The 25,758-nt window shown below is 42.4% G+C and carries 20 protein-coding genes; 6 read left to right on the top strand and 14 right to left on the bottom strand.

What is annotated here, in order from left to right; translation table 11 throughout:
* Nucleotides 1-125: 125 nt before the first annotated feature.
* From NSS87_RS20965 to NSS87_RS20975, 3 genes are all read right to left on the bottom strand, one after another.
* Entirely contained in the window at nt 126-353 is a 228-nt protein-coding gene (locus NSS87_RS20965; RefSeq protein ID WP_339242562.1) for a DNA-binding protein, read from the bottom strand.
* 119 nt (nt 354-472) lie between these two features.
* Complete coding sequence (locus NSS87_RS20970) at nt 473-673, bottom strand: cold-shock protein (protein ID WP_036685790.1); 201 nt, start codon at nt 671-673, stop codon at nt 473-475.
* 284 nt (nt 674-957) lie between these two features.
* Nucleotides 958-3,066, bottom strand: coding sequence for a methyl-accepting chemotaxis protein (locus NSS87_RS20975; protein WP_339242565.1), 2,109 nt, complete (start codon nt 3,064-3,066; stop codon nt 958-960).
* Nucleotides 3,067-3,246: 180 nt separating this feature from the next.
* On the opposite strand from NSS87_RS20975, the gene NSS87_RS20980 reads away from it, so the two are divergent.
* A complete protein-coding gene (locus tag NSS87_RS20980) occupies nt 3,247-3,651 on the top strand; it encodes a CBS domain-containing protein (RefSeq protein WP_042189973.1) in 405 nt (134 codons plus the stop codon).
* An 81-nt stretch (nt 3,652-3,732) separates the two neighbouring features.
* On the opposite strand, the gene map is transcribed toward NSS87_RS20980, so the two are convergent.
* From map to NSS87_RS21010, 6 genes are all read right to left on the bottom strand, one after another.
* Nucleotides 3,733-4,479 (bottom strand): type I methionyl aminopeptidase, encoded by a 747-nt coding sequence (gene map / locus NSS87_RS20985; protein WP_042129378.1) that lies wholly within the window; start codon nt 4,477-4,479, stop codon nt 3,733-3,735.
* 256 nt (nt 4,480-4,735) lie between these two features.
* Nucleotides 4,736-6,460 carry an assimilatory sulfite reductase (NADPH) hemoprotein subunit gene (gene cysI, locus NSS87_RS20990; RefSeq protein WP_339242568.1) on the bottom strand — a complete coding sequence of 575 codons (1,725 nt, stop codon included), beginning with the start codon at nt 6,458-6,460 and terminating at the stop codon, nt 4,736-4,738.
* A gap of 45 nt (nt 6,461-6,505) precedes the next feature.
* Nucleotides 6,506-8,368 (bottom strand): assimilatory sulfite reductase (NADPH) flavoprotein subunit, encoded by a 1,863-nt coding sequence (locus NSS87_RS20995; RefSeq protein WP_339248628.1) that lies wholly within the window; start codon nt 8,366-8,368, stop codon nt 6,506-6,508.
* Nucleotides 8,369-8,635: 267 nt separating this feature from the next.
* A complete protein-coding gene (locus NSS87_RS21000; protein WP_339242570.1) occupies nt 8,636-11,893 on the bottom strand; it encodes an ATP-binding protein in 3,258 nt (1,085 codons plus the stop codon).
* A complete protein-coding gene (locus NSS87_RS21005; protein WP_076284629.1) occupies nt 11,880-12,254 on the bottom strand; it encodes a response regulator in 375 nt (124 codons plus the stop codon). The genes NSS87_RS21000 and NSS87_RS21005 overlap by 14 nt, the downstream gene beginning before the upstream one ends.
* Nucleotides 12,255-12,275: 21 nt before the next feature.
* On the bottom strand, nt 12,276-13,907 hold the full coding sequence (locus NSS87_RS21010) for a diguanylate cyclase (protein ID WP_339242574.1): 1,632 nt from the start codon (nt 13,905-13,907) through the stop codon (nt 12,276-12,278).
* Between the two features lie 217 nt (nt 13,908-14,124).
* On the opposite strand from NSS87_RS21010, the gene NSS87_RS21015 reads away from it, so the two are divergent.
* A complete protein-coding gene (locus tag NSS87_RS21015) occupies nt 14,125-14,394 on the top strand; it encodes an ACT domain-containing protein (protein ID WP_042189980.1) in 270 nt (89 codons plus the stop codon).
* 10 nt (nt 14,395-14,404) lie between these two features.
* Complete coding sequence (locus NSS87_RS21020) at nt 14,405-15,763, top strand: PFL family protein (RefSeq protein WP_339242576.1); 1,359 nt, start codon at nt 14,405-14,407, stop codon at nt 15,761-15,763.
* Nucleotides 15,764-15,854: 91 nt separating this feature from the next.
* On the opposite strand, the gene NSS87_RS21025 is transcribed toward NSS87_RS21020, so the two are convergent.
* On the bottom strand, nt 15,855-16,265 hold the full coding sequence (locus tag NSS87_RS21025; protein ID WP_231573315.1) for a hypothetical protein: 411 nt from the start codon (nt 16,263-16,265) through the stop codon (nt 15,855-15,857).
* Between the two features lie 206 nt (nt 16,266-16,471).
* Between NSS87_RS21025 and NSS87_RS21030 the strand changes: the two genes are divergently transcribed.
* Nucleotides 16,472-17,509, top strand: a complete 1,038-nt coding sequence (locus NSS87_RS21030) for a glycosyltransferase (protein WP_339242578.1) — start codon at nt 16,472-16,474, stop codon at nt 17,507-17,509.
* Nucleotides 17,510-17,522: 13 nt separating this feature from the next.
* Nucleotides 17,523-18,596: a glycoside hydrolase family 99-like domain-containing protein gene (locus tag NSS87_RS21035; RefSeq protein ID WP_339242580.1), complete on the top strand. Its 1,074-nt coding sequence runs from the start codon at nt 17,523-17,525 to the stop codon at nt 18,594-18,596.
* 28 nt (nt 18,597-18,624) lie between these two features.
* Here NSS87_RS21035 and NSS87_RS21040 read toward each other — a convergent pair whose 3' ends face one another.
* The gene (locus NSS87_RS21040) at nt 18,625-20,088 is read right to left on the bottom strand and encodes an MFS transporter (protein ID WP_339242582.1); all 1,464 of its coding nucleotides are present in this window, start codon (nt 20,086-20,088) and stop codon (nt 18,625-18,627) included.
* A gap of 164 nt (nt 20,089-20,252) precedes the next feature.
* Here NSS87_RS21040 and NSS87_RS21045 point away from each other — a divergent pair, with 164 nt between their 5' ends.
* Entirely contained in the window at nt 20,253-20,672 is a 420-nt protein-coding gene (locus NSS87_RS21045) for a MarR family winged helix-turn-helix transcriptional regulator (RefSeq protein WP_339242584.1), read from the top strand.
* Between the two features lie 258 nt (nt 20,673-20,930).
* On the opposite strand, the gene NSS87_RS21050 is transcribed toward NSS87_RS21045, so the two are convergent.
* Genes NSS87_RS21050 through NSS87_RS21060 form a run of 3 tightly spaced genes read right to left on the bottom strand, consistent with a single transcriptional unit; the run spans nt 20,931 to nt 25,739 of the window.
* Complete coding sequence (locus tag NSS87_RS21050; RefSeq protein WP_339242586.1) at nt 20,931-22,601, bottom strand: extracellular solute-binding protein; 1,671 nt, start codon at nt 22,599-22,601, stop codon at nt 20,931-20,933.
* A complete protein-coding gene (locus NSS87_RS21055) occupies nt 22,598-24,001 on the bottom strand; it encodes a response regulator (protein WP_339242588.1) in 1,404 nt (467 codons plus the stop codon). Before NSS87_RS21055 ends, NSS87_RS21050 begins: the two co-directional genes overlap by 4 nt.
* Nucleotides 23,994-25,739 carry a histidine kinase gene (locus tag NSS87_RS21060; protein ID WP_339242590.1) on the bottom strand — a complete coding sequence of 582 codons (1,746 nt, stop codon included), beginning with the start codon at nt 25,737-25,739 and terminating at the stop codon, nt 23,994-23,996. The genes NSS87_RS21055 and NSS87_RS21060 overlap by 8 nt, the downstream gene beginning before the upstream one ends.
* Between the last annotated feature and the right edge of the window lie 19 nt (nt 25,740-25,758).

The raw sequence follows: 25,758 nt of genomic DNA on the forward strand, positions 1-25,758 counted from the left end.
CCTAAATATCCCATTATTATAGACGATCATCGGATCGATAAGTTTCTATTTATAAGAAATTTTTGAGGCAAAAAAAAAGACCACATCCTATCAAGGATGGGTCTGCAAAGTTTATTGAGCTTACATTAGATTTTGTTCAGAATCGTATCGATTTCACTTTTCAGTATAAGATACCTGACAACACTTCTCATGATCGGAACTTTAGTTAACTTATGCTGGTCTACATAGCTTTTCATTTGATCTTTAGTTAGACCAAGCAAGCTACCAGCCTCAGACACAGTCAATACTTCTTTATTGCTTGTAGCGTTAAAGGTTTTCTTCACTTTTAAATTCCAGTCTTCAAACACCTGCACTTACATCCGCCACCTTTCTACTAAGCGAGAAATATAAGACATAAAGTAATGTGTGAAACTTATAATTTCTTATATTTAAAAAAATCCCCAAACTAAGTTTGGGGATTTTTTTCACAACTTTAGAGTTTCACAACATTCTCAGCTTGTTGACCACGATTGCCTTGAACTACGTTAAATTCTACACGTTGTCCTTCATCCAAAGATTTGAATCCGTCACCAGTGATTGCGCTGAAATGTACGAATACGTCTTCTCCGCCTTCAACCTCGATAAAACCAAAGCCTTTATCTGCGTTAAACCATTTCACTGTTCCTGTTTGCATAATATAATTACCACCTTTTTTTAATTTACATGTTATTCTTATCCCAAAAAAATCTCTTACAAAATCTCTAAAAAAATAAAAATTCACATATGGTACAAGGTTATTGTCACCTTAAGAATAACCCTCTACGCTATGTGAATTAGCAGGTAACTACTTTCGATATATTGATTATAGCACATCCGATGGCATGTAGATACCTTTTAGATTATGCAATAAATGGAAAAAACCCTAATCCTTTAGAAAAGGACAGGGTTTCCCACCTGTAATCACGATATCACATCAGTTTAAATTTTAAAATAAGACAATTTGTCCAGCAAATCTTGCACCATTGAGCTGAGGGATTCCGTCGAAGCTGAGATTTCTTCCATAGAAGCAAGCTGCTCCTCTGAGGCTGCTGCAACACTTTGTGAATCTGCGGACGCTTCTGATGCAAGTTCGGATAATACTTTTACACTAGCTGAAATTTGCTCTGTACCAGCAGTCATCTGCTGTGCAGCTGCAGATACTTCCTGAATCTGATCTGTAACCTGTGTCATTTCAGCAAGAATCGATGTAAACAAAAGATCACTGTCAGATACACCCTGCACACCGATACGTACTTGCTCATTACCAACAGCCATAGCCTGTGAGGCTTGATTAGTATCTTGGACCACATGTTCGACTAATTCAGTAACTTGTTCGGCAGCTTGTTTCGTTTGATCCGCCAACATCCGTATTTCCGAAGCTACTACAGCAAATCCACGACCTTGTTCACCCACTCTGGATGCTTCAATTGCTGCGTTTAATGCCAATAGATTAGTCTGTTTACTAATATTAGAGATCAGACCAATAATCCCACTAATCTGTACAGATCTTTCACCTAGTCGTTCAATCGCCAGACTGGTCTCGTCCACGGATTGCTTAAGCTCTGTCATCTGGTTCACCGCCATTTGAAGCTGTGCACTGCCTCTCTTCGTTTGATCGGTTACTTCATCTGCAGATGCAGACACCGCTGATGAAGAGTCAGCGATACGTTGCACTCCAATGCTAAGATCGCTCATGGCCAGAGAAGATTCTCCTGCATAACCATTCTGCAGTTGCGCTCCCTCGGCGACTCGTCCAATAGCCACAGCAATCTGTTCAGCAGCTTTCCCTGTCTGTTCCGCGTTCGCTGTCAACTCTTCAGAAGTAGCACCCACTGACATCGATAAATCTGCCACAAGTCCAAACATTTCTCGAAGCTTATGTGTCATCTGGTTAAAATGTGAAGACATCTTACCGAATTCATCATCATTTCGAACCTGCAATGTTTGTGTTAAATCCCCTTGAGCCATAAGCTGCAATTTCTCAGATAATACTCGAAGCGGTTTGATCACCATTAACCATAATTGAAAGACTATAACTATTCCTAGTACCAGCATCCCAACAAGCATGATGATAAATGATTCTGTTTTCGTTTGTTCGTAGTCAGCCATGATTGTAGTTTTAGGAATCGCAGTCTGCGCATACCATACCTGATCGCTTTTTGGCAGTGGAATCGGAACAAAAATACGAAGTACATTTGCTCCTTTGGAATTTTTGGTGTACCCCTGAACCGTCTTCCCATTCTTCACTTGTCTCCACAGTGCAGCTTTCTCTTCCGTATCACCGAAATCTTTAAGTACACTTTCTGGATCATTAGGATTAGCTGCATATTTACCATTACCCGTGATTAGAGAAACGTATCCACCCATAGGTTTATATTTATCAGCGTCCTCCTGGAGCTTTGATAACGAAACATCAAATCCTACCGTCCCAAGAAAAGTGCCCGATTTGTCCAAAATGGGCAGCATAACCGAAATCATCTCTATAGCCCCACCAGTCGTCTCATAGGAATAGGGTTCAATGTAGATCGGTTTTTTCTCTTTTTTAGGTATAAGGTAATAATCACCCGCACCTTCTACATCGTAATTCTTTAAGGGTTCAACCGTTATTGAACCTTGATTCCTAAGAACATAAGGAATAAAACGCCCCGTACCATCATCATATGGCGTCTTATTGATATTAGCCTGATCGTTTTGATCGAAGGCATTGGGTTCCCACACTGTACTAATTGCAAAAAGCTCGGGTCTATTCTCAAGCATCGATTTCATTGTAGAAATAACTTCTTCACGACTCAAAGTTTGATGTTCTCTTGATTCAACCAGTACTTCTGTGAATACCTTTGCTGCCGACTCTATGTCTACCATACTATTCTGAATAGTTTCCGCATAACTTCGTCCAGCAACTTCCGCCTCTAGTTCACCGTTCGATATGCTCACACTTCGCAGATTAAGCAGATTCGCGATTAGACTAAAGAAAAAGATAACAATGATAACTAAACTTACTACCAGAACAAATTTAACCGTTAAAGAAAGCCTACGATATAACGCCATCTGAACAACTCCACTCTAGGATAATATACCTTATCTTTAATCGACAAAATACGACTATCATTAAATAGGTCTTTTCACCTATAATTAAATAATAAAATTTAAAACACCTATCCCTTCAAAAAGTATGTTTAAATAAAAGTAGCCTAACTAAAAAAATCTCAATACAAAGGAGTCATGCCGATGGAAATATCCTCTTTTTTGTTGCCTAAAGATCAAGTTGCCTATATCACTAACTCACTATCCATGCTGGAAGCCTTAGAACAATTAGAGCAGCACCATTATACGGCTATCCCTATTATTGATAATGAAGGAAAATATGTAGGAACACTTTCGGAAGGTGATCTATTGTGGAAGCTGAAAAACACAGCAGGTCTAACTTTTGACAATATAGGAGAAGTTCCAGTAAGCGATATCCAGAAGCATGTTCATAACGAGAGCGTTCTCATAAATGCCGAAATGGAGGATATGCTGACGCTCGCTGCAGATCAGAATTTCGTCCCTGTGATTGATAAAGAAGGCGTGTTTGTCGGAATTATTCGTCGAAAAGATATCATTGAATATTATACTCGCAACATTACTGATTAACTGATTAATTGAACAACAAAAAGACCTGATCAGCAACATCATGAGAAGATGAAGCTAATCAGGTCTATTTTCCACCCTAAATTATAGTTCAGTCAGAATAATGGTTCCTTGAGGGGTGATAGCTAATGTATGTTCATACTGTGCTGACAGACCGCCGTCAATGGTACGTGCAGTCCAACCATCCGCATCAATTTTTGTTCTGTAGCTGCCTGTATTCAGCATCGGTTCAATCGTAAATACCATCCCCTCTTTAAGACGAGGTCCTCTGCCAGCCGGACCATAGTGAGGTACTTCTGGTGCTTCATGCATTTCTGAACCAATCCCATGGCCAATAAAATCACGCACAACAGAAAAACCATTAGACTCTGCGTAAACTTGAATAGCATGAGCGACATCCCCGATACGGTTGCCTGCAACTGCCTGCTCGATACCACGGAATAAAGATTCCTTTGTGGTGTCTAGCAATTTAGTCGCCTGCTCACTAATGTTGCCAATCCCATATGACCAAGCGGAATCTGCCAACCAGCCATCTAAGTTAACTACCATGTCTATGGTTACTATATCTCCATCTTTAAGTGGTTCCTTCTTCGGAAATCCGTGGCAGATTACATCATTTACAGAGGCACAGGTTGCGTACGGATATCCGTTATATCCCTTTTGCTCAGGAGTTGCTCCTTGAGACAGTATAAATTTTTCTGCAAATTCATCAATCTCCCAGGTAGTAATTCCCGGCTGTAGAATTTGCGCAATTTGACGATGACATTCGGCGAGAATTTTTCCCGCCGCACGCATTTTTTCGATCTCTTCCATCGTTTTCATGATAATCATAATATCGCCTCTTCTGTACAGAACACATCACTCTCGGGCAATGGCTCTTCTTTTGTATTTAGTTTCCCCTTTATATTATGAAAGAAAAACACGAGAAATCCAAATCATTATGTAAAAAAAATATTTATTCCTGTCTGAAACTAAAAAACTCCCCTTATTCTTATTAAAAATGTGGTTAGGGTAAGGCCAACCAACAAAGAGGTGTCCCAGTAGCCATAATGCAGGCTCTGGGACACCCATTTCAGTCTAAATTAGATTAGTCATGAAAATTAAGACCTGACGAAACCGCTTTGACATAACCCGCACGGATCACGAAATCTCCAAAATGCTCGCTATGCAGACGTTCTTTCGAATAACGATGAAGAATTGGCTCCAGCGTCTCTAGAATTTCTTTTTCATCTATGTTTTCTTTATACATTTTGTTCAAGCGATCTCCTGTAAACCCTGCTCCCAAGTACATATTATATCTGCCTGGACCTTTACCAATAAATGAGATTTCACCTAGTGCCGGTCTTGCACATCCATTAGGACAGCCTGTCATCCGGATCACGATTTCCTCATCGCGTAGACCAGCTTCATCAAGGACAAGCTCTAGCTTATCAATCAACGAAGGCAAATAACGTTCTGCTTCAGCCATTGCAAGTCCGCAGGTTGGTAGCGCCACACAAGACATCGAACTGCGTCGTAGCGCAGACAGATGGGCTCCGTCCGTAAGTCCATGCTGTTTAGCCAGCTCAGCCACTTTTCGCTTTTTGGCAGTGGTTACGTTAGCAATCGTTAAATTCTGATTCGGCGTAAGCCGGAAATCCCCGGTATGAATCTTGGCAATTTCCCGCAGTCCAGTCATCAACGTGTACCCTTCTTGGTCATGAATCCGTCCGCTTTGGATATAAAGCGTCAAATTCCATTTTCCATTCGTACCCTTCACCCAGCCATAGCGGTCTCCATTATGGTCGAAATGGTACTCACGTGCCGCCTCAAGCTGCCATCCGAGTCTTTCATGCAGCTCATCGACAAACCATTCCAGACCGTGGCGGTCAATCGTATACTTGAACCGTGCATTTTTGCGGACAGAACGATTTCCATAGTCCCGCTGAATCGTTACTGTCTTCTCCGCTACATCGATTAATTGATCAGGACGGCAAAAACCAATGATACGGCCAAGCTGAGGATACGTGCTGGTATCGCCATGCGTCATTCCCATACCACCGCCTACAGAAACGTTGAACCCTACCAGCTTATCATTCTCAAGAATAGCGATGAAGCCTAGATCCTGCGAGAACACATCTACGTCATTTGAAGGAGGCACCGCAAGACCAATCTTGAATTTACGCGGTAAATATACCGGACCATAGATCGGTTCAACTTCTGCCCGATCTCCTAAACTATCCACTACCTTTTCACCGTCTAGCCAAATTTCATGGTAAGCGGGAGTACGTGGGGATAGATGATCACTAACTTTGCGCGCCCATTCATAGACTTCTGCATGCACCTCAGATTGATAAGGATTCGGATTGCTCATTACGTTACGGTTGACATCCCCACAAGCTGCAAGGGTTGTCATTAGCGTATCATTGATGCTTCGAATGGTTTTTTTTAAGTTCCATTTGAGAACGCCATGCATTTGAAATGCCTGTCTTGTAGTCAGACGTAAGGTTCCGTTACCATACTTCTGTGCCAGATCATCCATCACCAGCCATTGTTCTGGTGTAGCTACACCACCTGGGGCAACTACGCGGAGCATAAACTGGAATGCTGGCTCCAGCTTCTGACGTTCCCGTTCATTGCGCAAATCTCTGTCATCCTGCATATAGCTTCCGTGAAATTTAAGCAGCCGATTATCATCTTCAGGCAGACCACCCGTAATCGGATTGCTTAGTGTCTCAACTAATGCACCCCGCAGATAGTTACTCTCCGATTTAATATGCTCAACATCACTTGGAGGCCCGCCGATCGGCTTAACCTTCTCATTGTTTGCCATTGTTGTTATCTCCCCCCGAAGTCATTCGATAACTCCATCTATCCATTAATAGACATCACGCTGGTAACGCTGCGTCTGTTGCATATCTTCCAGATAAGCCGCTGCCGCTTCAGGGCTCAGTCCGCCCTCACTCTGAATCACCGTAAGCAGTGCAGAATGAACATCATGCGCCATGTACTTCTCGTCACCACAAACGTAGATATGAGCACCTTCTTGCAGCCATTCATAAACCTCACGACTCTTTTGTAAAATGCGATGTTGTACATATACTTTCTCTTCGGTATCACGTGAGAAGGCGACATCCAGCTTACTTAGAACGCCATCCTTTAGCATTCTCTGCCAATCAGTCTGATACAGGAAATCTGTTACAAAATGCCGATCCCCATAGAACAGCCAAGATTTCCCTTCCGCTCCCAGCTCTCCACGTTCCTCTAGGAAAGAGCGGAATGGTGCAACACCTGTGCCTGGTCCGATCATGATGATCGGCGCATCCGGATTAGTCGGCAGCTTAAAGTTAGGATTATGCTGAATGTAAATAGGCAATGTATCTCCCGGCTCTACTCTTTCTGCGCAATGCACTGAGCAGACACCGTAACGTTCCCTACCGTGAGCCTCATAACGTACAGCTCTGACGGTTAGATGAACCTCATCCGGGTTAGCTTTATAACTGCTGGCGATAGAATATAGCCGTGCAGGAAGCTTCCGCAAAATCGTCACAAAACTGCTGGCTGGACCTTCCCACGGTGAGAAGTCCTGGATCAAATCGAGTAGATCGCGTCCTTGAATATACGCTTTAAGCTCCGGAGCACGGTCTGGAGCTAATAACTCACTCAGCTTGTTTGAAGCAGACAGCTTTGCCGCTTGCTCCAGCAAAGGTTTGGTCAATACAGTGATTTCATAATGATGCAGAAGTGCCTCACGTAAGGCTCCTTCATCACCTTTCTTATTAAACGGAACCTTATCATTAGGATTCCAGCCCATAGTATGAATAATAGCGTCCACCAGTTCAGGATGATTCTCTGGGTATACTCCCAGTGCATCCCCAGGTTCAAACTGTATATTAGAGCCTTCAAGCGATAGTTCCAAATGGCGAGTCTCCCGGTCCGAACCGCGTCCGTTCAAATTCAGATTCTCCAGTACCTCTGCCTTAAAAGGATTATTACGAGTATATAGAGGTTCTTGTGACTCTGCGTCCTCCGCGGCTTGAACCGCTTTTGCAGCAATGGCTGGAGCATTTAAATTTGCATTTAATGCACCAATTACACCTTCAAACCATTCGGCAACGGAATCGTCATAATCGAGATCACAATCTACACGTGGACTTAGGCGCTTACCACCAAGCTCCTCTAACCTCTGATCGAACTCTTTACCCGTCTGACAGAAAAATTCATAAGAGGTGTCTCCCAGAGCCAGAACTGAAAACCGTAGGTTCTCTAATTGAGGAGCTCTTTTACTGTAAAGAAATTCATGAAAAATCCTTGCATTATCAGGTGGTTCACCTTCTCCATGAGTACTCACCAATAGAAGTAGATTCTCAACCTTTTTAAGCGCTGTAGGTTTGAAATTGTTCATCGCGGAGAGTGTGACCTGAAATCCTTGCTCTTCCAGCTTGCGGGACAAGCTCCCCGCAAGTCGCTGGCAATTCCCCGTTTGCGAACCAAATAATATGGTCACTTCCCGTGAGGCTGCTGGTTGGCTCGTTACAGCAGCGCCAACCTCTGTATTTCCAATCTTATTCGATGGCACTTGAAGTTCAGCACCTGCTGGCGCTGCCGCCGTAGTACGTCCAATCGCGGACAAATATCCACTGAGCCATATTTGCTGCGTCTCCGTTAAGGTTGGTAGAAGACGATTGAGAAGCTCGACTTGATTCTCGTTAAAAGGACTGTTCGTTACCTGTAGTTGCAACAATATCCACCTCTCCTAAACATGAAATCTGGTTATGATCCGTGCCTCAATTGAATTTATCTGAGCCTTTTTTAGAACCTCATAAAATCAGGCTATCACAATATTTGTAAACGATCAATGAAGTCATTTTCACCTAAAAATTGTTAATTATTGAAAAAGTATCAATAAAGTACGTAAAAACCGATCAAAACAGTATGATTTTCCCTGTTTTGATCGGTTTCATTATAAAAAATGATACTATTTATAAAATATTGTGATAAATAAAAACTATAAATCCTTCTTACTTTCGGGAAATAATACCTCGCCTACCCCTGTCTTTATCTTCACAATCTCTTCAAGCGTATTTGATAACTCACCTGGCGGATAAGGCTTCGTCAAATACTTCTGTATCACATCATTCAATTGGTTCTTATCTGATTGATCCAGAGCAGAAGAGATAACAATCGGAATATTCTCTGTTCTCGAATCCTCTTTTAGCATTCGGATCAAATCCCAGCCGTCCAGTTCTTCACCAAGCATCAAATCAACCACGATCGCAACAAATGGTGTTTTCAAGGCTTGATCAAAAGCTTGCTGTGGATGATAGTGATGGGTAACACGGAACCCCTTCCCTTTAAGCTCTTCTGATAAAAGCAACGAAAGACTATAATCATCTTCAACAATCATTACATTCGGTTTGAGCTCTTTATCAGCATTCCATTTATTCAGCTCATCTTGCTGCCGGCTTGCTTCTGCATTAAGGATTGGAAGGCTAAACCAAACGGTTGTCCCTTCACCCTCTACCGAATCAATACCGATGGTTCCCTTTTGTTTCTCAATAATTTCTTTACAGATGGCAAGACCGAGACCTGTTCCACCAATTCTTTTGGAGGCGCTGTTGTCCACTCGTCTGAATTTTTGGAATAGCTGTCCGATTTGATCCTTTGGAATGCCCAGACCATTATCCTGGATACGCACAATAATATGATCCGGCTCATTATGCAGCAGTACCTTCACTTCATTGTTAGAGGGTGAGAACTTGATCGCATTACTTAACAAATTTGTTAGAACTTGGACGATCTTATCCTTGTCCACATCTACCTCCGCATTCAGAGCCTCATCCACCAATAGCACATGATGTGTGCTACTAAGTTTATATTGATCGATAACCCCAAGGACAATTTCACTAAGATTTACATGCTCCGTGATATACTGCTGCTTCCCTGACTCCATTCTCTGCAGATCCAGAAAATCATTAATAAGCTCAGTCAACCGCTTCGCTTCCTTATGAATCGTCTCCAAATACTTCAGCTGCTTCTCAGGCTTCATGGTTTTGGACAATAGCAGTTCCGTGAATCCTAATACACTCGACAATGGCGTTCTCAGCTCATGACTTACCGTACTGACAAGATCAGATTTCATAAGATCCAGCTCGTACTCCCTAGTGATATCTCTATATACAAACAATGTACCAATTCTAAGCTCCCGGCGGAAAACAGGAATCGCATAAACATCAATATGCTTCTTGGATTCCGTTCCAATGGAGTATTGCATACTGCTGGACTCCAGAGCATCCTCAGAGATTGCCTGTTCAAAAAACGACCGAAGTTCATGGTTCTCATTCGAGCGTTCGATGAAATAATCCATCCATTCTTTTCTAGGAGTCAGTGTACCTTCAATCCAGTCATAGTTAACGATGTTGCACAGCGCCTTATTCATCTGAAGCATCACGCCTTCTGTACTCACGAACTGAATGCCTTCGTTTACGTTATTCACGATATCGCGGTTCAGCTTTCGCCCATGTTCAATCTCTTCGTACATGAACAAACGTTCAATCGCCAGAGCTACGCGGTTCATCATTCCTTGAACCTCATTAATCTCTTCTTTACTGAAAGAATGTCCAATCCGGGTCCCGCAAAATACAGCTAGAATCTCATCTTCTGCATTTACAACAGTGGTATAAAAATCATAACAGTAGACCTCATCCGCAGAAATCCCCTGTTCCGATTGCGTAGCTAGACGCTTAATCAGATAGGTTTTTTCCGTCTTCAAACGATATAACATTTCATTGTTCTCATTATCGAGATAACGCTCTACATTTTCCTGAGGAATCCCTTTAACAGCCGCGATCTTATCTTTTACAAGAAGGAAGAAACTCGAATCAAATGAATACAGGTGATGCATGAACTGAATAAACTTATCTGCAAATTCATGTTTATCTAAGGTGTACGTAATGTCATGATTCAGCTGATTATTAAGTTCAAGCATTTTTTTGGTCTGTTCTGTATTCTTCAGCGTTTCCGCTAGCTCCAGCTGTACACTTTTCATAGAGGTGACATCATATGCGATAAAAATGTACTGATAAATCACACCCTCATTGTTCAGATACGGCACGACAGTCAGATGCATCCAGATTGGCAATCCGTCTTTAGTCAGAATCTGGAGTTCATTGCTCCATACCCCGCCCGTATATAATTTGTTGAAGATCTTCTGCATTTGTTCTCTAGATATATTATAGAGTTCAAATAACTTATAGGTAAAACCGATAATTTCAGAATTTTTATAGCCGGTATATTTGCTTAAATTATCATTCGCGTAGGTAAATACTCCTTTATCTGTAAGGATCCCCACCGCTGAGGATTGATCGAGTGCCTTCATCATACTCTCTATTTCACTAAGCGAACGTTGCAGTCTGTACTGCTGATCCTGAAGTTCATCTTGCTGCGCGTGCAGCTCTTCATTCTGCATCATCAATTCTTCTTCTTTGTCCTGAATACTTCTGGCCATATTTAGAAATGCATTATAAAGCCGACCAATCTCATCTTGATGCTTAAGCTTGCCGAGAAGAATTTCCTCACCGGCAGCCAAGGAATGAGTGGCCCCTTCCAGCTTCAAAATAGGATTAATCAAATTCTTAAGAATCCGCCAGATCATAAAGGTAAAGAACAGTAGAATAATCGTGCTAAAAAAGAAGGCGATAAAGGTGAATTCGTTAGCTCGTTTGATATAATCCATAGCCATGGTATTTAATGCTGCATCGGATCGCTGTCTGTACTCTTTCGTATACGTTAGAAAATCATTCACTGATTTAGTAATACCATCTCCGGATAGTACTCTCAAAGCAGCATAATCATCAGCCTCGACAAGCCGAATCGCTTCCGGTAGCGTTTTATTTTTATACTGGACATAAAATGATTTTAAACCATCTCTAAACAAGGCTTCTTCGGCGGATAAATTAAGATTAGAATACGTATCCAGAATTTGATCAAATTTTACTAGGGCTGCATTTAAGAGCTTTAATTCATTCTCGTCCTTAAGCAAAGTGAATCCCCTAGCTCGGAAAAACACCTCATTTAACGTGCTCGCCATCTCACTGATCGTGTCTGCTTTATACTGCAAACTTTCACGTTCTCTACTTAATTCATCTTGCTCATAGTTTATGAAAATAAAAAAAACAGTTCCCATAAGAATGATTAAAGAAAACACTAATACAATAATGCGGAAATATTTATTTTTGATGCTGTGATTAGCATTACTTTTCTTCACCACTCAGGATCCCCTCCACAATCTGCAAGAGTTCCATCGGACTAAATGGTTTCGGCATGAAGTAACGCGCACCTGCTTCAACTGCTCGAATTCGATCTACATCTTGAGCTTTGGCCGTTAACATTAATATAGCTGTAGTTTTCTTTTTCTCCTCATCCAGCTGCTGAAGCACTTCAATCCCTGTCATTTCTGGCATCATATAATCCAGAATCACCAAATCATAAGGATCCGTAGACAGCTTAGTTAGAGCTTCCAACCCATTCTCCGCTGTGTGAATCTCAACATTCTCCAAATCTTCCAATGTATCCTCGATTAACATCCGTAATACTTCTTCATCATCCACTACCATTATTTTTTGCATATTCGCACAATTCCCTTCGTGTTAGAACAAAAATCTATGAGCCAACCGTTCCATTCGGGACAACAGCTCAGGCATATGGACAGGTTTTACTACATAATCATCGGCACCCATCTGCAGGGCATGTACAATATCCGCCTGATTATTTCTCCCTGTCAGCATAATCACTAATATATTCACTTCCGGATACGTCTTGCGAATTCTTTCCAGGACTTCAACGCCATCAAGATCCGGCATCACACCATCCAGTAGAATAATATATTTCTCATCTATGGAATACCAATCCGATTGCAAGAAATCCAGCCCATTCGCATAACTGCTGATATTCACCTCAGCAATATCCTCCGGCTCCCAAGTATCAATCTGATGAGTCACTATTTTTCGAATCAACGCATCATCATCCACAACAATTACATTTAGAACCGAATGCTTTTTAGTCGACGATAAATGGTCCGTGTAGAGTGTAGTCTGATTCCTTCCGGCATCTTTGCTGGCATAGAGAGCTTGGTCTGCTTCTTCTACAATTTTATCGGCAATATTCTCAGCTTCTGTTACCTCTGATATCCCACTCGAGAAGGTCACATGAAAGACTTCATTCTTCGCAAAAAAGTCGGTGGCAGCAAATTGCTCCTGAATACGGTTTATTACTGTCAATGCAGAACTTGCATCCGTATTTGGCAGGAACACAGCAAACTCTTCTCCACCGAAGCGGCAAAAGGTATCTTCCATACGAATCGAACCCTTTACAAGCTCAGATAAGGACTGTAATACCTCATCACCGATTAGATGACCATATGTATCATTAATCTTTTTGAAATAGTCCAGATCAATCAGTGCTAAAGAAAACACCCGTTCCGTGCGCTTAAAATCGCAAATCAGCTGCTTCATCACTTGATTAAAGTGTTTTCGATTAAACGCACCCGTCAATTCATCCACAATGATGGATTCCTGCCACTCCCGCTTTAACTCAAAGCGGTTTTTAATCAAAGCCAGAAATAAATCAATATCTACAGGCTTCGATAAAAAATCCATCACGCCCAGCCTATACGCATGCAGTTGAGTCGCTTTGGAGTACTCCCCACTTATAATGATGATTGGAATACGTTCTTTTTTGGCTTTGCCGATAATTTGATTCAAGACCTCAATTCCGCTGATATCAGGCAAAAGAATATCCAGAAGAATTAGATCCGGTTTGGTTTCATAAAAAATCTTGAGACCCCGTTCAGCGGATAAGGCTATGCTTACATAATAGTTCTGCTTCTCCAATGATTCTTTTAAATAAGCCACTAATTCTACATCATCATCAATAAGCAAAATATCATTATGTGGGAGCGCATCATCATTTCCTTTTTTGTCTAACGGCTTAACTGAACTTAGAGAAACCGATGAATCTTGGTTAAACAGTGGAATAAGCGGATACAAATAATCGCCCCACTCTTCAATAGACCAGCCCTTAAGGCTACTTTCCATGAAATAGGGCAACGTTGCATCGGCAAACTGTTCAACTTCTTGTAACCCCACTGTTCCTGCCGTACCTTTCAAATTATGCAAAAAACGATAAATGTCCTTCTCGTTAACTTCCGACAGTTCCGACCATTCCTGGAGGGTTTGTTTGGTCCGCTCTTCAACCATATTTTTATATTTTTGTGTAGTCATATTTACTCCTTCAGAGTATCGTATCAATCTCTCACTTCATCATATTTTTCATATACTGTCAATCGAATTTTCTTTAAATTCATAGGACTTTATATAAAAATGATCAAACGGACAAAAAACCTTTGGTTGAAGCTTGCTTCAGCATTTGTAATAATGATTGGAATGGTTCATTCCGTTTACACGGCGTAATCACCATATACAAAGGGAGGCTGTATTTATGAAGGGGATTATTACTGTATTAGGAAAAGACAAAGTAGGGATTATTGCCAAGGTATGTACATATCTTGCCGAGCACAATTTGAACATTCTGGATATTTCTCAGACGATTGTACAAGATTATTTTAACATGATGATGATTGTAGACATTTCTGGCGCGACTAAAGCATTTGAGGATATTGTTGAAGATTTACATTTGATCGGAGAAGCGATCGGCGTGGAAATCAAGCTTCAGCATGAGGATATTTTTAATATTATGCACCGCATTTAGGAGGATGACCATGACATCACTGGTGGAAGTACAAGAAACGAATAAGATGATCCGTGAAATGAATCTGGATGTACGTACTATAACGATGGGGATCAGCCTCATGGATTGTGCACATACAGATATGAGAACTTTTAACCAAAACGTATACGACAAAATCACTAGATCCGCCGAGAAGCTCGTCAAAACAGGTGAAGATCTGGAAAGACAATTCGGTGTACCCATTGTTAATAAACGGATTTCTGTGACTCCTATTGCTATTGCTGCTGGCGCCGTGAAGACGGATACGTATGTGCCTGTAGCGGAAATTTTGGACAAGGCTGCCAAAGAAGTCGGCGTTAACTTTATTGGCGGCTTCTCTGCGCTTGTGCAAAAAGGGTGCACCAAAGGTGATCGTATTCTAATCGACAGTATCCCAGAAGCACTCGCAGTCACTGAAAGAGTCTGTTCGTCCGTCAACGTCGGCTCCTCCAGAAGTGGAATCAATATGGATGCTGTGAAATTAATGGGTGATATCATTATTCAAACTGCGGAACGCACCAAGGATCGGGATTCCATCGGCTGTGCTAAGCTGGTTGTCTTCTGTAATGCTGTCGAGGACAATCCTTTTATGGCTGGAGCCTTTCATGGGGTCGGTGAACGGGAATGTGTCATCAACGTTGGCGTCAGTGGCCCGGGTGTAATCAAGCGTGCATTAGAGGAAGTAAAAGGTCAGGACTTCGAAACCCTGTGTGAAACGATCAAACGAACTGCGTTTAAAGTTACGCGTGTGGGACAACTAGTTGCGCAGGAAGCATCGAAACGGATGAACGTGCCTTTTGGGATTATCGATTTATCTCTGGCTCCAACACCAGAAATTGGGGATTCCATTGCGGAGATCTTTCAAGTCATGGGTCTGGAAGAAGCTGGCGCACCAGGAACAACAGCAGCTCTGGCGATTCTAAATGACAATGTTAAAAAAGGTGGCGTGATGGCCTCCTCCTATGTTGGTGGACTCAGTGGAGCCTTTATTCCAGTTAGTGAAGATCACGGAATGATTCAAGCCGTACAACGTGGTGCTCTTACACTTGAGAAGCTAGAAGCCATGACCTGTGTATGTTCTGTGGGACTGGACATGATTGCTATTCCGGGAAGTACCACCAAAGAGACGATCTCTGGCATCATCGCCGATGAAGCTGCTATCGGAATGGTCAACAACAAAACAACCGCTGTTCGCGTCATTCCTGTCATTGGCAAGGATGTAGGCGAAATCGTAGAATTTGGCGGCCTACTTGGATATGCGCCTGTCATGGCTGTTAACGGCTTCAATTGTGCCAACTTTATCAACCGAGGCGGACGAATTCCTGCTCCAATTCACAGCTTTAAGAACTAATAGAAACCTCAAACAGCAAGTCCCTATTTGTACCTAGGCGACTTGCTGTTTTTTTATTGTTCAGAGCTTGAAGATGTTAATGTTATCAGATTTAAGCTCTCTGGATCCCAATATTAGGTGTTCCCCCGGTCAAATCGATAAATAATACATAGTCATTTCCATCCGTGCCCTTCAGCACGAGTCCTGTCTGACTTGAAACTCCCACAGCGAAATATCTGACTTGCTGAAGGCTCGTAGGTGCTGAAACTGGTGACAATGCCTGATTCACCGCGATCAAACGGGTCGCAGTTTTGATGGTGCCTGCACCGCTAATCTCACCGGTAACCCCCAAATGACCGAGCAGGGACTGACTGCCGTTCACCTGAAGGCTTCCCATAATAGTCTGACTACCATTTAATTGCAAGTTTGAATCGATAGTCTCATTCCCGTTGACATGCAGATCATTTTGAATGGTCTGACTTCCTGTAACAAGAATATTATCGAAGGTTGGCAAGACGATCATCCCTTTCAGGTTTTATAGTATATCTTATGTTAGACAAGACAATCCGGTCATAGATAGATATACATCTTTTACTAAATCCGCTTTTTCCTTCAAGATTCAGATTAATGGTCTTATACCTAAAGTCAAATGAACCCCCTACACATATAATGATTAGCAAGACTAGGTGCTAGAGCGAACGACTGGCTCCAATGAATACAGGAGGAATTATGAAGAAGACAGCTACTAGGCTCACTCCTCAAAGGACCTCAACTCACGAAGTCTCCATCAGCCAAGTTCATCAATCGCAACACCATAATCTCATTCTCGAGAACTCTTACAGAGCGGAAACCATAACACGGGAACTAAAGCAATTAAGAGTATTGCTTCTGGTCCCCTCAGAGATAAGTGATAAAATGCCTAATGTACGACTTTTTAAAGATCAGCTAAGACATCTGGTCAAAGAAGTGCTTGCCATTAAGTTACATCATAATCTAGAAGAATATTTAGCCCAGTATCAGCCTGATATGATACTAGCCTTGGGATCAGAATCCCTGTTCCCTGAGGAGAATATTCCTGCCCTCAAAGCTTATAACGCTCCTAAGGCTGTATGGATGGCAGACGCGACCTGCCTTACCCGAACAGAACGTAATCTAGCGCTGTTATTCGATTATATTTTCACACAGAACATAGCTAATCTAATCTATTATCAAGGTTTACGTGAGAAACATTCGTGCTACCTCCCTTATGCTCCAGATACAGAACTCTATTATCCAAGACGTGTCGAGAACCGTTACCACAGTGACGTACTCATTCTCGGCCATTTTCAAATGAATAGTGTTCTGGACACCCTAGCTCATTCAGAACTACTTCATGGCCTCAAGATATTGACCATTGGTAGCGGGTGGGAGCCCACCAAAAATTTCATAGACATCACCTACGATAAAGCAGAAATATCTAACTATTATAATGGAGCAAGGATCATCATCAATTGCACAGGATCTGTGCAGCAAATTATGGAGGTCGCTGCTTGCGGTGTATTTCAGTTCGTGGAAGATCATCCCCATTTTCAAAGTTACCCCATCACAGAAGAAGGCCTTATTCGTTTCCAGAACTTTAAAGAGCTCTCTGAGAGCTTCAAGTACTATATTGCTCATAGTGATGCAAGGAGAAGTTCGGCCTCTCTTGCTCTAAAGGAAGTGAAGTACAATCATTCTTATCTTCAGCAGGGAAAGCTGCTTCTCAAAAAAATATTCACGGAACCATAGGGGGTGACTTGACTTGAAATGCATCGCTTTTGTATTGCCTCAGTTTCATCAGATAGCAGAGAACGATTCCTGGTGGGGAGAGGGATTTACAGAATGGACAAATGTCAGGAAGGCTACAGCCCTTTATCCTGGACATGATCAACCGAAAAAACCGTTAAATAATAACTACTACGATTTAACGGACCCTAATGTGAAACAATGGCAGGCAGAAACTGCAAAAGCTCATGGCATTTACGGTTTTTGTTATTATCACTATTGGTTCAATGGCAGGCGACTTCTGGAACAACCGGTTCAGCAGATTCTTGCCAGCAAAGAGCCTGACTTCCCCTTTTGTCTGTCTTGGGCTAACGAACCTTGGACACGTAGCTGGGATGGCACTGAAGAAGATGTCTTGATGCCACAAGAATATGGAGAAGAACGGGATTGGCGAATGCATTTTTATGCTTTGTTGGAGGCCTTCAAAGATGAACGATATATTTGCGTAGACGGCAAACCAGTATTCATTATCTATAGATCCTCCAGCATCCCTCGGTGTGATGAAATGCTTCAATGTTGGCGTGATTTGGCTCAGCAAAACGGACTTAAGGGCCTTCATCTTGTCCGGACACTGGGCGGATTCCCCCTATATACAGAGCACGGGTTCGACGCCAGTCTAGAATTCGAGCCTCACTACACATTCGCACATGGCGGTGTAAAGCACTTATGGAGTTCCAAGCAGGTGGAGGATCAAAAGCATATTGTCATTGATTACGATGAATTATGGGAATCTATGTTAGAACGGACACCTCATAGGGATGGGGAAATTATATATCCGGGAGCATTTGTTAACTGGGATAATACACCACGCAAAGGTGCTGCCGGACAAAGTACTTTAGGTGCAAATCCTCACAAATTCGGTCAATACCTGTCACGACAAATTGAGAGGACCAAGAAGATGTTCAAAAGTGATTTTATTTATATTAACGCTTGGAACGAATGGGCTGAGGGTGCCTATTTAGAACCGGATGATCATTATCGGTATCAATACTTGCAAGCCATTAAGAAAGCCCTTCAATATCATCACAAAGAAGATCCTTCCACGCCGTAGCGTCAGAAGGATCTTCTTCTTTTACTCCTTATGGTCTTTCCGAAGTCTGCACTCTGGCGCTTCTTGCACTAATCATTCTCCAACCCGTTAGCAGTGCAGCCACAAAGCATATGGATGCCGAAGTCATGAACACTACATGCATCCCACTGATAAATAACTCTGGTCGGCCTGGAACTAGACCTGTTACCCGATAACCAGCTTCACTGCTCATCACATGAAAGAGAATCGTCGTAGCTATCGTAATACCGACGACCATCCCCACATTACGAACAAGCGAGTTGACGCTGCCCGCAGAACCAAGCTGAGTTCTAGGCACCTTTGACATCACAAGCGAATTATTTGGCGACTGAAACAGACCACTCCCTATTCCTAACATAGCGATCCACACGCCTACCAGCACAACAGAGCTTCCTTCATGAAGCTCAGCTAATCCAAACTGAGCATTAACCATAACTACCAGCCCTGCAAAAGTTAGGAATTCAGACCCGATTTTATCCGATAAAGCACCGCTTATTGGTGCTACGACTACCATACATATCGGTAATAACATCAACAGGAATCCCGCTTCAAAGGGCGATAGATTCAGCATATTCTGTGCATAAAACGGCGCGATGATATTAAAGCAGAAGTTCGCTGTAAACACGAGAAACCCACATAAAATACTTAATGAAAACAACGGATTCTTAAATAATGACAATTGCAGTAGCGGTTCTTTCCGGCGAAGCTCCGTCCATAAGAAAGCAATGAAGCTGACTATAGCTACGATTAAAGACGTCACAATTAAGCTATCCCCATAACCGAGCTGCTGTCCCAATAATAGCCCTGCGAACAAACTTATGATAAAAATAGCGAAGAGTAAACTACCTGGAACGTCTATTGTAGATTTCGTCCTAGTTAAATCCTTAGGCAGTACCTTCCAGCCTAACAGGATAGCGATCACTCCAATAGGAATGTTCACCCAAAAAATATACTCCCAGCCTAATGTCGAAACCATAATCCCACCTAAGCTAGGGCCAGCTATACTTCCCAGAGACACGAATGTACCTATGAAACCAAGCGCTTTCCCCCGCTCATTGGCAGGAAAGATATCCGTAACGATTCCCTGGCTGTTCGCCATTGTCATCGAAGCTCCGATAGCCTGAATGACACGCGAAGCAAGTAAAGCAGGTAAACTTATACTAAATCCACACAGCATAGAACCAATAACAAAAACTATCGTACCAATCTTAAAGATTCGAATCTTCCCGACAATATCTCCAAGCTTCCCGAAGAAAAGAATCGCAGCACAAATTGCCATCAAATATCCTGTGGTTACCCATTCGATTTGTGCCATAGGCAGCTTCAATTGTTTCGATAATTCTGGCAGAGCGATGTTGACAATACTACCATCAAGTGTGGACATGAAGGTGAAAATATTCAGAACAATTAAAATCATCCAGCGTTTCTTCTGAATTTCCTTGTCTTCCTGATAGGTTGCGCTAATAGAACTCATAAACTAACACCTCATTGAATATAAAATCAACGTTTAGTTGCGCACGCAACAAAACTTACTTACCCAGTGTACATCAATTTAGTTGCGCGCGCAACGACTTTATTGTACACTTTGTCTCAGAGTAGCAAATACGCGAACTATAAACCCAAAGAGGTGTCTATATCTTGGAAAAAGAGCCTATAGGAAAGTTGATTTCCTATTTTCATCGTCAAAATCAAAAGCAATTGGTAAAAAAATTCATGCCCTATGAAATAGGAAGTGGTGGGCAACATAGTTTTCTAAAACTGATTACTTCCAGACCAGGGATTACACAAGATCAACTAACTTCTGAACTAAAATTCGATAAAGCCACCACCGCACGCTCCGTGAAGCAATTAGAGAATTCGGGTTATATTGAACGTAAACCAGATCCTAATGATCGACGCTCTCAACTACTATATCCAACGCCTAAAGCAATCGATTTCTCGCCAATTCTTCAGTCTATTTTAGATGATTATAACAAGAACCTAGTTGGTAAATTAACCAGCGAGGAAGTAGAGCAGCTTCGCTACTTACTTCAAAAAATCAGCACTGACGAAGAATAGGACAAAAAAAGAAACTGTCTCAAAAGTAGTAAAGGCTACTTAAAGGACAGCTTCTTTTTTTTGAGAATTATTAGGGAAATCCTCCCTTAAAAATCAGAGTAATATATCGGTATTTGCCAACAAATCAGCGAAATTATAGGGAGAAATTCCCTAATTATCGATCTGTGCTCCCGTTTCCTTGGTGAGGACACTCCACTTTTCCACAATCAGTCCATTCACTCCGCTACTTTTAGAGAAAAAATCTATATCATCCCGTACTTACTTCACCTTTACAGTTTCAGCAACTTCTTTAGTAATCGCCTCCCCGCCGAGGCTCTTCCATTTCGCTACAAAAACATCAAAGTCACTAAGCGGTGAATCGCCCACAATGATATTCAAAAATGTCTCGCTCTCCAGATTTTGCAGCTCCGTCCACTTACTCTTCATTAGTTGGGTGTTTCCGTAAAATACTCCCCGCACTCCCTCAATTGCAGTTGAGGTTAAGACGGCAACTCCATATTTATATGCATTCGCTGCTTTCCAGCCTTCCAGATCTTTCTTTGGTTGTTCAGTGTCCTCCACCCATTGATCATAAATGAGACGGGTATCTGGATTTAATGTTTCCGGGTCTATTTTGCCATGTAAAGCTTGCTGGATATCTGCATAATGTTTCTCTATCGCATCCGAATAATCAATTAAAAGGTCAAACGGATAATAAGCACGCAGCTGAATTCCTGTTTGCGCAGAGAAATCATCCAGCTTCTTAACTTCCTCCGAATTAGGGTCTTGTCTTCTCTCAAGTCTTGTAAACACGTTCAACTGCTTCATAATCGCCTCTGGATGCTCGAAACCTTTACGCACAACAAGGTAACGGTCTGTTACCGGAGCCAAATGAGCAACAAATTTACCAGACTCATCAAGTGGAGCAGCATACGCTCTCCATTCTGCCTTCGTATCGAGAGCAACCGCCTCTGACAAAGGATAATACGGCATCCACCACGGGCCAAAGAACATGCCTGATTTCCCTGTAATAATAGGCTCTTGCGTTTCTTTATAAAGTGCAAAATTAGGGTCCAAGAGCCCTCTTTTATACCAATCAGCCAGTTTGGCTAGCGCTTGTTTGGTCTCAGGTGTAATGGATCCATATACGATATTCCCAGCGTTATCCTTGATCCAATTGGTGGGAAAAGCATGCAATGCACTAAACACAGCATCCAGACCATTTACTAATGGCTTTGTCCCATAGATGATATTTTTGTAGCCGCTAAGTCCGACCGTATCTCTTTTGCCATTGCCATCGGGGTCTTTCTCAATAAAAGCCTTCGCTATATTCTCAATATCTTCGAAGGTTTGCGGTGCCTGCAGCTCCAGTTTATCCAGCCAATCCTGACGCACCCAGAGCAGAACAGGCGAATCCGCATCAATGGCTACATTAGGCAATCCGTATAATTTGCCGTATCGAGAAGCATCGGATAGTGCCTCACCCTGAGTAGAATTGTACATATCCTTAATTAAATCAGAGCCATATACATTGTAGGTCTCTGTAAGATCCTCTATCATGTCATTATCAATGAGTTTCTTCAATTGATCTCGATCAACAACCATCGCATCCGGCAAATCATTGCTATCGATCGCAAGCTGTGCTTTTTGATTAAAAGCATCTTCACCCTTCGCTTCCCAAGAGTGAACTACCTTGATATTCGTAATGCTCTCCAAATAACGGGTGATAGGATTGTTGTCGTTGCTGTCACCTGTATTTAGCCTGGAATCGGGAACCTTAAATCCTACACGAATCACGATCGGATCTTCGTATTTGCTATACGCTATAGAAGCATCTTCGACCTCACCCTGAGGACTTCGAGTAGAATCTACTGTTTTGTTCTGGTCACGGCATGATGTAAGTCCGATCATCATTACAAGTAAGAGGATAGATCTACACAATCTCATCATTGGTCCTTCCCCTCCGCACGATATTCACTCGGGAGTTGACCAATACGTTCTTTGAACAGTCTACTGAAGTAACGGTCATCTTCAAAGCCAGACCTTGAAGCAATCTCACAGACGGGTAATGAAGTCTCCCGCAATAATGATTTAGCCAACTCAAGTCGCATTCCCCGTAAACATTCACCGAATGTCTCCCCGGCAAAACGAGCGAAACATTGACTGAAATAACCACGGCTCATATTAATTTCCGCCGCTACGTCGCTCTGATTGATTTTGTCACCTGCATGGCTCTGCATGTAACGAACTGCGCGAATAAGGCAAGACATCACCTCTTTAGTCAATCCTAGCTCGAGCATTCTCCTTCCCACATGATCAGAAAATCGGCGCAGCCAGGTCTTCCAATGGCACCAGTTCAAATTAAAAGAAATATCCCGTTCTAGTTGAACAGCATCCTCTGACTTCAAAAGTAAAGAACTCCAGCTTTGCAAAAGGGAATGGGCGAACGTTAGAAATCTATCTTGCCTTGGCTTCTGCAGGAGTATGTTCGTTACAAAATTCTCCCATTCGTTTCCATCAATCGTCCACTTGAGATTTTGAGCTTGCACGAATAGATCAGCTTCATCCGGTTTTAAATGGGGAACCGCTATTTCCTTCTTTAGTTCCTCATAATTCAGAAAGGTCAGTTCTTCAGCACTAGAATGATAAAATAGCATATGCCGAAGCTTCGTGGTGAGCTGCTCCTCCAATTCCTGTAGTGACTGATCTCTTAACCCACTGATGAGCGCGGTCTGCCATCTCCCAGAAAGCTGGTTCTTAAGCTCACGCTTCCCCTCCTCTTCCGAGAACCGGTGAAGCAAGGGCGACATCCACATCTCATGAAAGGTAATCAGCGGATTATTCTTCACGAAGGATAGGTGAAATAACTCTTCTTCATTACAGTGGCTGCTTAATGGTAAATAGAGCAGTGCCTTGTCTGCAGCTATCCTTTTACCTTCACCATGAACCAATGCATCCCTTGTATTGTCCTCCCATTTGATGCGATCGACCAGGCGACGTATAGTCTCGTCCGCATTTTCCATCTCCAATAGAGTTTTGACAATATAATCAACGGCTCCTAAACGCATGGCCTCCTGCACATAGTCAAACTCATGATGGCAAGTAAGCACAACACACCGAATACCTGCGAAACGCTGCCTTACTAGTTTAATTAGCTCGAACCCAGAAATGCCGGGCATGGTCAAATCTACAAATAACAGATCCACATCCTGTTGTTGAAGTAGCTCCAAGGCCGATTTGCCATCTCCCGCCTCGCCGACAATCACAACCCCTAAGGATGACCAATCAATTAGAGATATGAAGCCTTTCCGCACAAGTCTCTCGTCATCAACCACTACAGCCTTAATCATCGAAGTCCTCCTTACCTTTCCTCGGAATCACGATAGATACAACCGTACCTTCCCCTAGCTTGCTGTACATCTCTAGCTTCATTTGTTCTCCATAGTAGGTTCTGAGCATCCGGTTCACGTACGAGAATCCGATTCCGAGCCCCCGTTTCTTGGCGCCATCCTCTGACAGCAGTTGATCTAACGTATCCGCATCCATTCCAGCCCCATTGTCTCTTACACACAGCTGAACTTCTCCTTCACCATGCTCTGTAATCAAGACGTCCACCCTGCCATTATCGCTTAGTCCATGATAAATCGAGTTCTCAACAAGAGGTTGAAGTAAGAATCTGGGGACAGCCACAGACAATACATCCTCATCAGCCTCCACGTTAAATTCGAATTCATAGTCATAACGGATGCGCTGCAGTTCCATATAATTTCGGATCGCTTCAATTTCCTCTCCAAGGGTAACAATGATGCTTTGCTTGCCCAGATTATAATGCAGCACCTTTACAAGAAGGGTAACCAGCTTGTCGATCTCCTTCTGACCGTTAAGCCTTGCCATCCACTGCACCGTATTCAATGTATTATGCAAAAAGTGAGGGTTAATCTGGCTAAGTAGCTTTTCAATCTCAAATTGGCTTTTCTGCTTCTCATTATGGGCAACCGCAACAATCAGCTCATTCACCTGTTTCTTCATCTGCTGGAAGTTACTAAGCACAAAATCAAACTCTTCCACATTCGTGTAGGCAACCGGAGAGGTAACATTTTCCGCCATTCGATTAATTTCAAGGTTAACCTTACGCAAAGGACCATAAATCTTTTTCCAGATCATCAAAGCCAGAACTCCAGCAAAGAGTAGTGTCGAGAACGCGAGCAGGATCATTTTATAGAACCAAGAATAAATTTCACTGTTGAATTCGGACTTTTTAACTACTGCAATAAGCTTCCATCCCTGTGGACTAGCGTATCGAAACAGATGATATCCGGTAAGTGTTTCATGTGATAGATTAGAGTTGCTTCCAGCAGCTTTGATAATTCCTTGAGGCAATTTACCATCAATGACATAAGTGCTAGAGCCCTGTTGATTCACAAGCAGGTGGTTAACCTTCATCCCGTAAGATTCCTGATTAAATATTTTGCGAAGCAGGCTATAATTCGTCTCTAAATAAATATATAGCTTATGCTCACCTGGTACGCGTACAATGCGCTGCTCTGAGAACACGAGATTATCGCCGACGGCATACATCGTAGAATGAGGTCCATAATAATCAGCTCCGTTATATCGCATAAAAGAAGGTAACGTACTGATATCGAAATTTCTGCGCGCACTCATATTCGTGAACAGAACCGGATCATCACTGCTTGGCATAATGTAGGCTGTAAGTCCAATGTAGGGATTCGTGAAATTAACGAGGTTGATCTTCTGGTTGATGGAGTTCATCATTTGCGATTTGCGATAAATTTGCTTTTCCTGAATAAATGAGGACATTTCTTCCACAATCTGACCATCCAGCGCAAACTGTTTAGAGGCAAAATCCATATTGTCGATGGCATTCTCCAAGCTAGAGGCTTCCTGTTTCAAGCTTGCACTTATACCATTGCCAATTTTCCCTGAAAGAATAGAGTAAATAGAGGTGTAGGTTACGAATCCTACTAAGAGAAGCGGAAGAAGTGTTCCGATAACTAGATAGATGAATAAGGTATTCCGTAAGGATTTGACAACTGGGGTATGATTACGCTTAAGTACTCTTACCATCCGAATGATCCTCTTCCTT

It is taken from the genome of Paenibacillus sp. FSL F4-0243, assembly GCF_037963295.1.
In the GTDB taxonomy this organism is placed as follows: domain Bacteria; phylum Bacillota; class Bacilli; order Paenibacillales; family Paenibacillaceae; genus Paenibacillus_AQ.

Coding starts and splice junctions, on each gene's coding strand:
- NSS87_RS21040 (WP_339242582.1), bottom strand. CDS start 20,088: ATGAGTTCTATTAGCGCAACCTATCAGGAAGACAAGGAAATTCAGAAG.
- NSS87_RS21015 (WP_042189980.1), top strand. CDS start 14,125: ATGAAGGGGATTATTACTGTATTAGGAAAAGACAAAGTAGGGATTATT.
- NSS87_RS21020 (WP_339242576.1), top strand. CDS start 14,405: ATGACATCACTGGTGGAAGTACAAGAAACGAATAAGATGATCCGTGAA.
- NSS87_RS20975 (WP_339242565.1), bottom strand. CDS start 3,066: ATGGCGTTATATCGTAGGCTTTCTTTAACGGTTAAATTTGTTCTGGTA.
- NSS87_RS21010 (WP_339242574.1), bottom strand. CDS start 13,907: ATGACTACACAAAAATATAAAAATATGGTTGAAGAGCGGACCAAACAA.
- NSS87_RS21025 (WP_231573315.1), bottom strand. CDS start 16,265: ATGATCGTCTTGCCAACCTTCGATAATATTCTTGTTACAGGAAGTCAG.
- NSS87_RS20980 (WP_042189973.1), top strand. CDS start 3,247: ATGGAAATATCCTCTTTTTTGTTGCCTAAAGATCAAGTTGCCTATATC.
- NSS87_RS21060 (WP_339242590.1), bottom strand. CDS start 25,739: ATGGTAAGAGTACTTAAGCGTAATCATACCCCAGTTGTCAAATCCTTA.
- cysI (WP_339242568.1), bottom strand. CDS start 6,460: ATGGCAAACAATGAGAAGGTTAAGCCGATCGGCGGGCCTCCAAGTGAT.
- map (WP_042129378.1), bottom strand. CDS start 4,479: ATGATTATCATGAAAACGATGGAAGAGATCGAAAAAATGCGTGCGGCG.
- NSS87_RS20970 (WP_036685790.1), bottom strand. CDS start 673: ATGCAAACAGGAACAGTGAAATGGTTTAACGCAGATAAAGGCTTTGGT.
- NSS87_RS21030 (WP_339242578.1), top strand. CDS start 16,472: ATGAAGAAGACAGCTACTAGGCTCACTCCTCAAAGGACCTCAACTCAC.
- NSS87_RS21055 (WP_339242588.1), bottom strand. CDS start 24,001: ATGATTAAGGCTGTAGTGGTTGATGACGAGAGACTTGTGCGGAAAGGC.
- NSS87_RS21050 (WP_339242586.1), bottom strand. CDS start 22,601: ATGATGAGATTGTGTAGATCTATCCTCTTACTTGTAATGATGATCGGA.
- NSS87_RS21005 (WP_076284629.1), bottom strand. CDS start 12,254: ATGCAAAAAATAATGGTAGTGGATGATGAAGAAGTATTACGGATGTTA.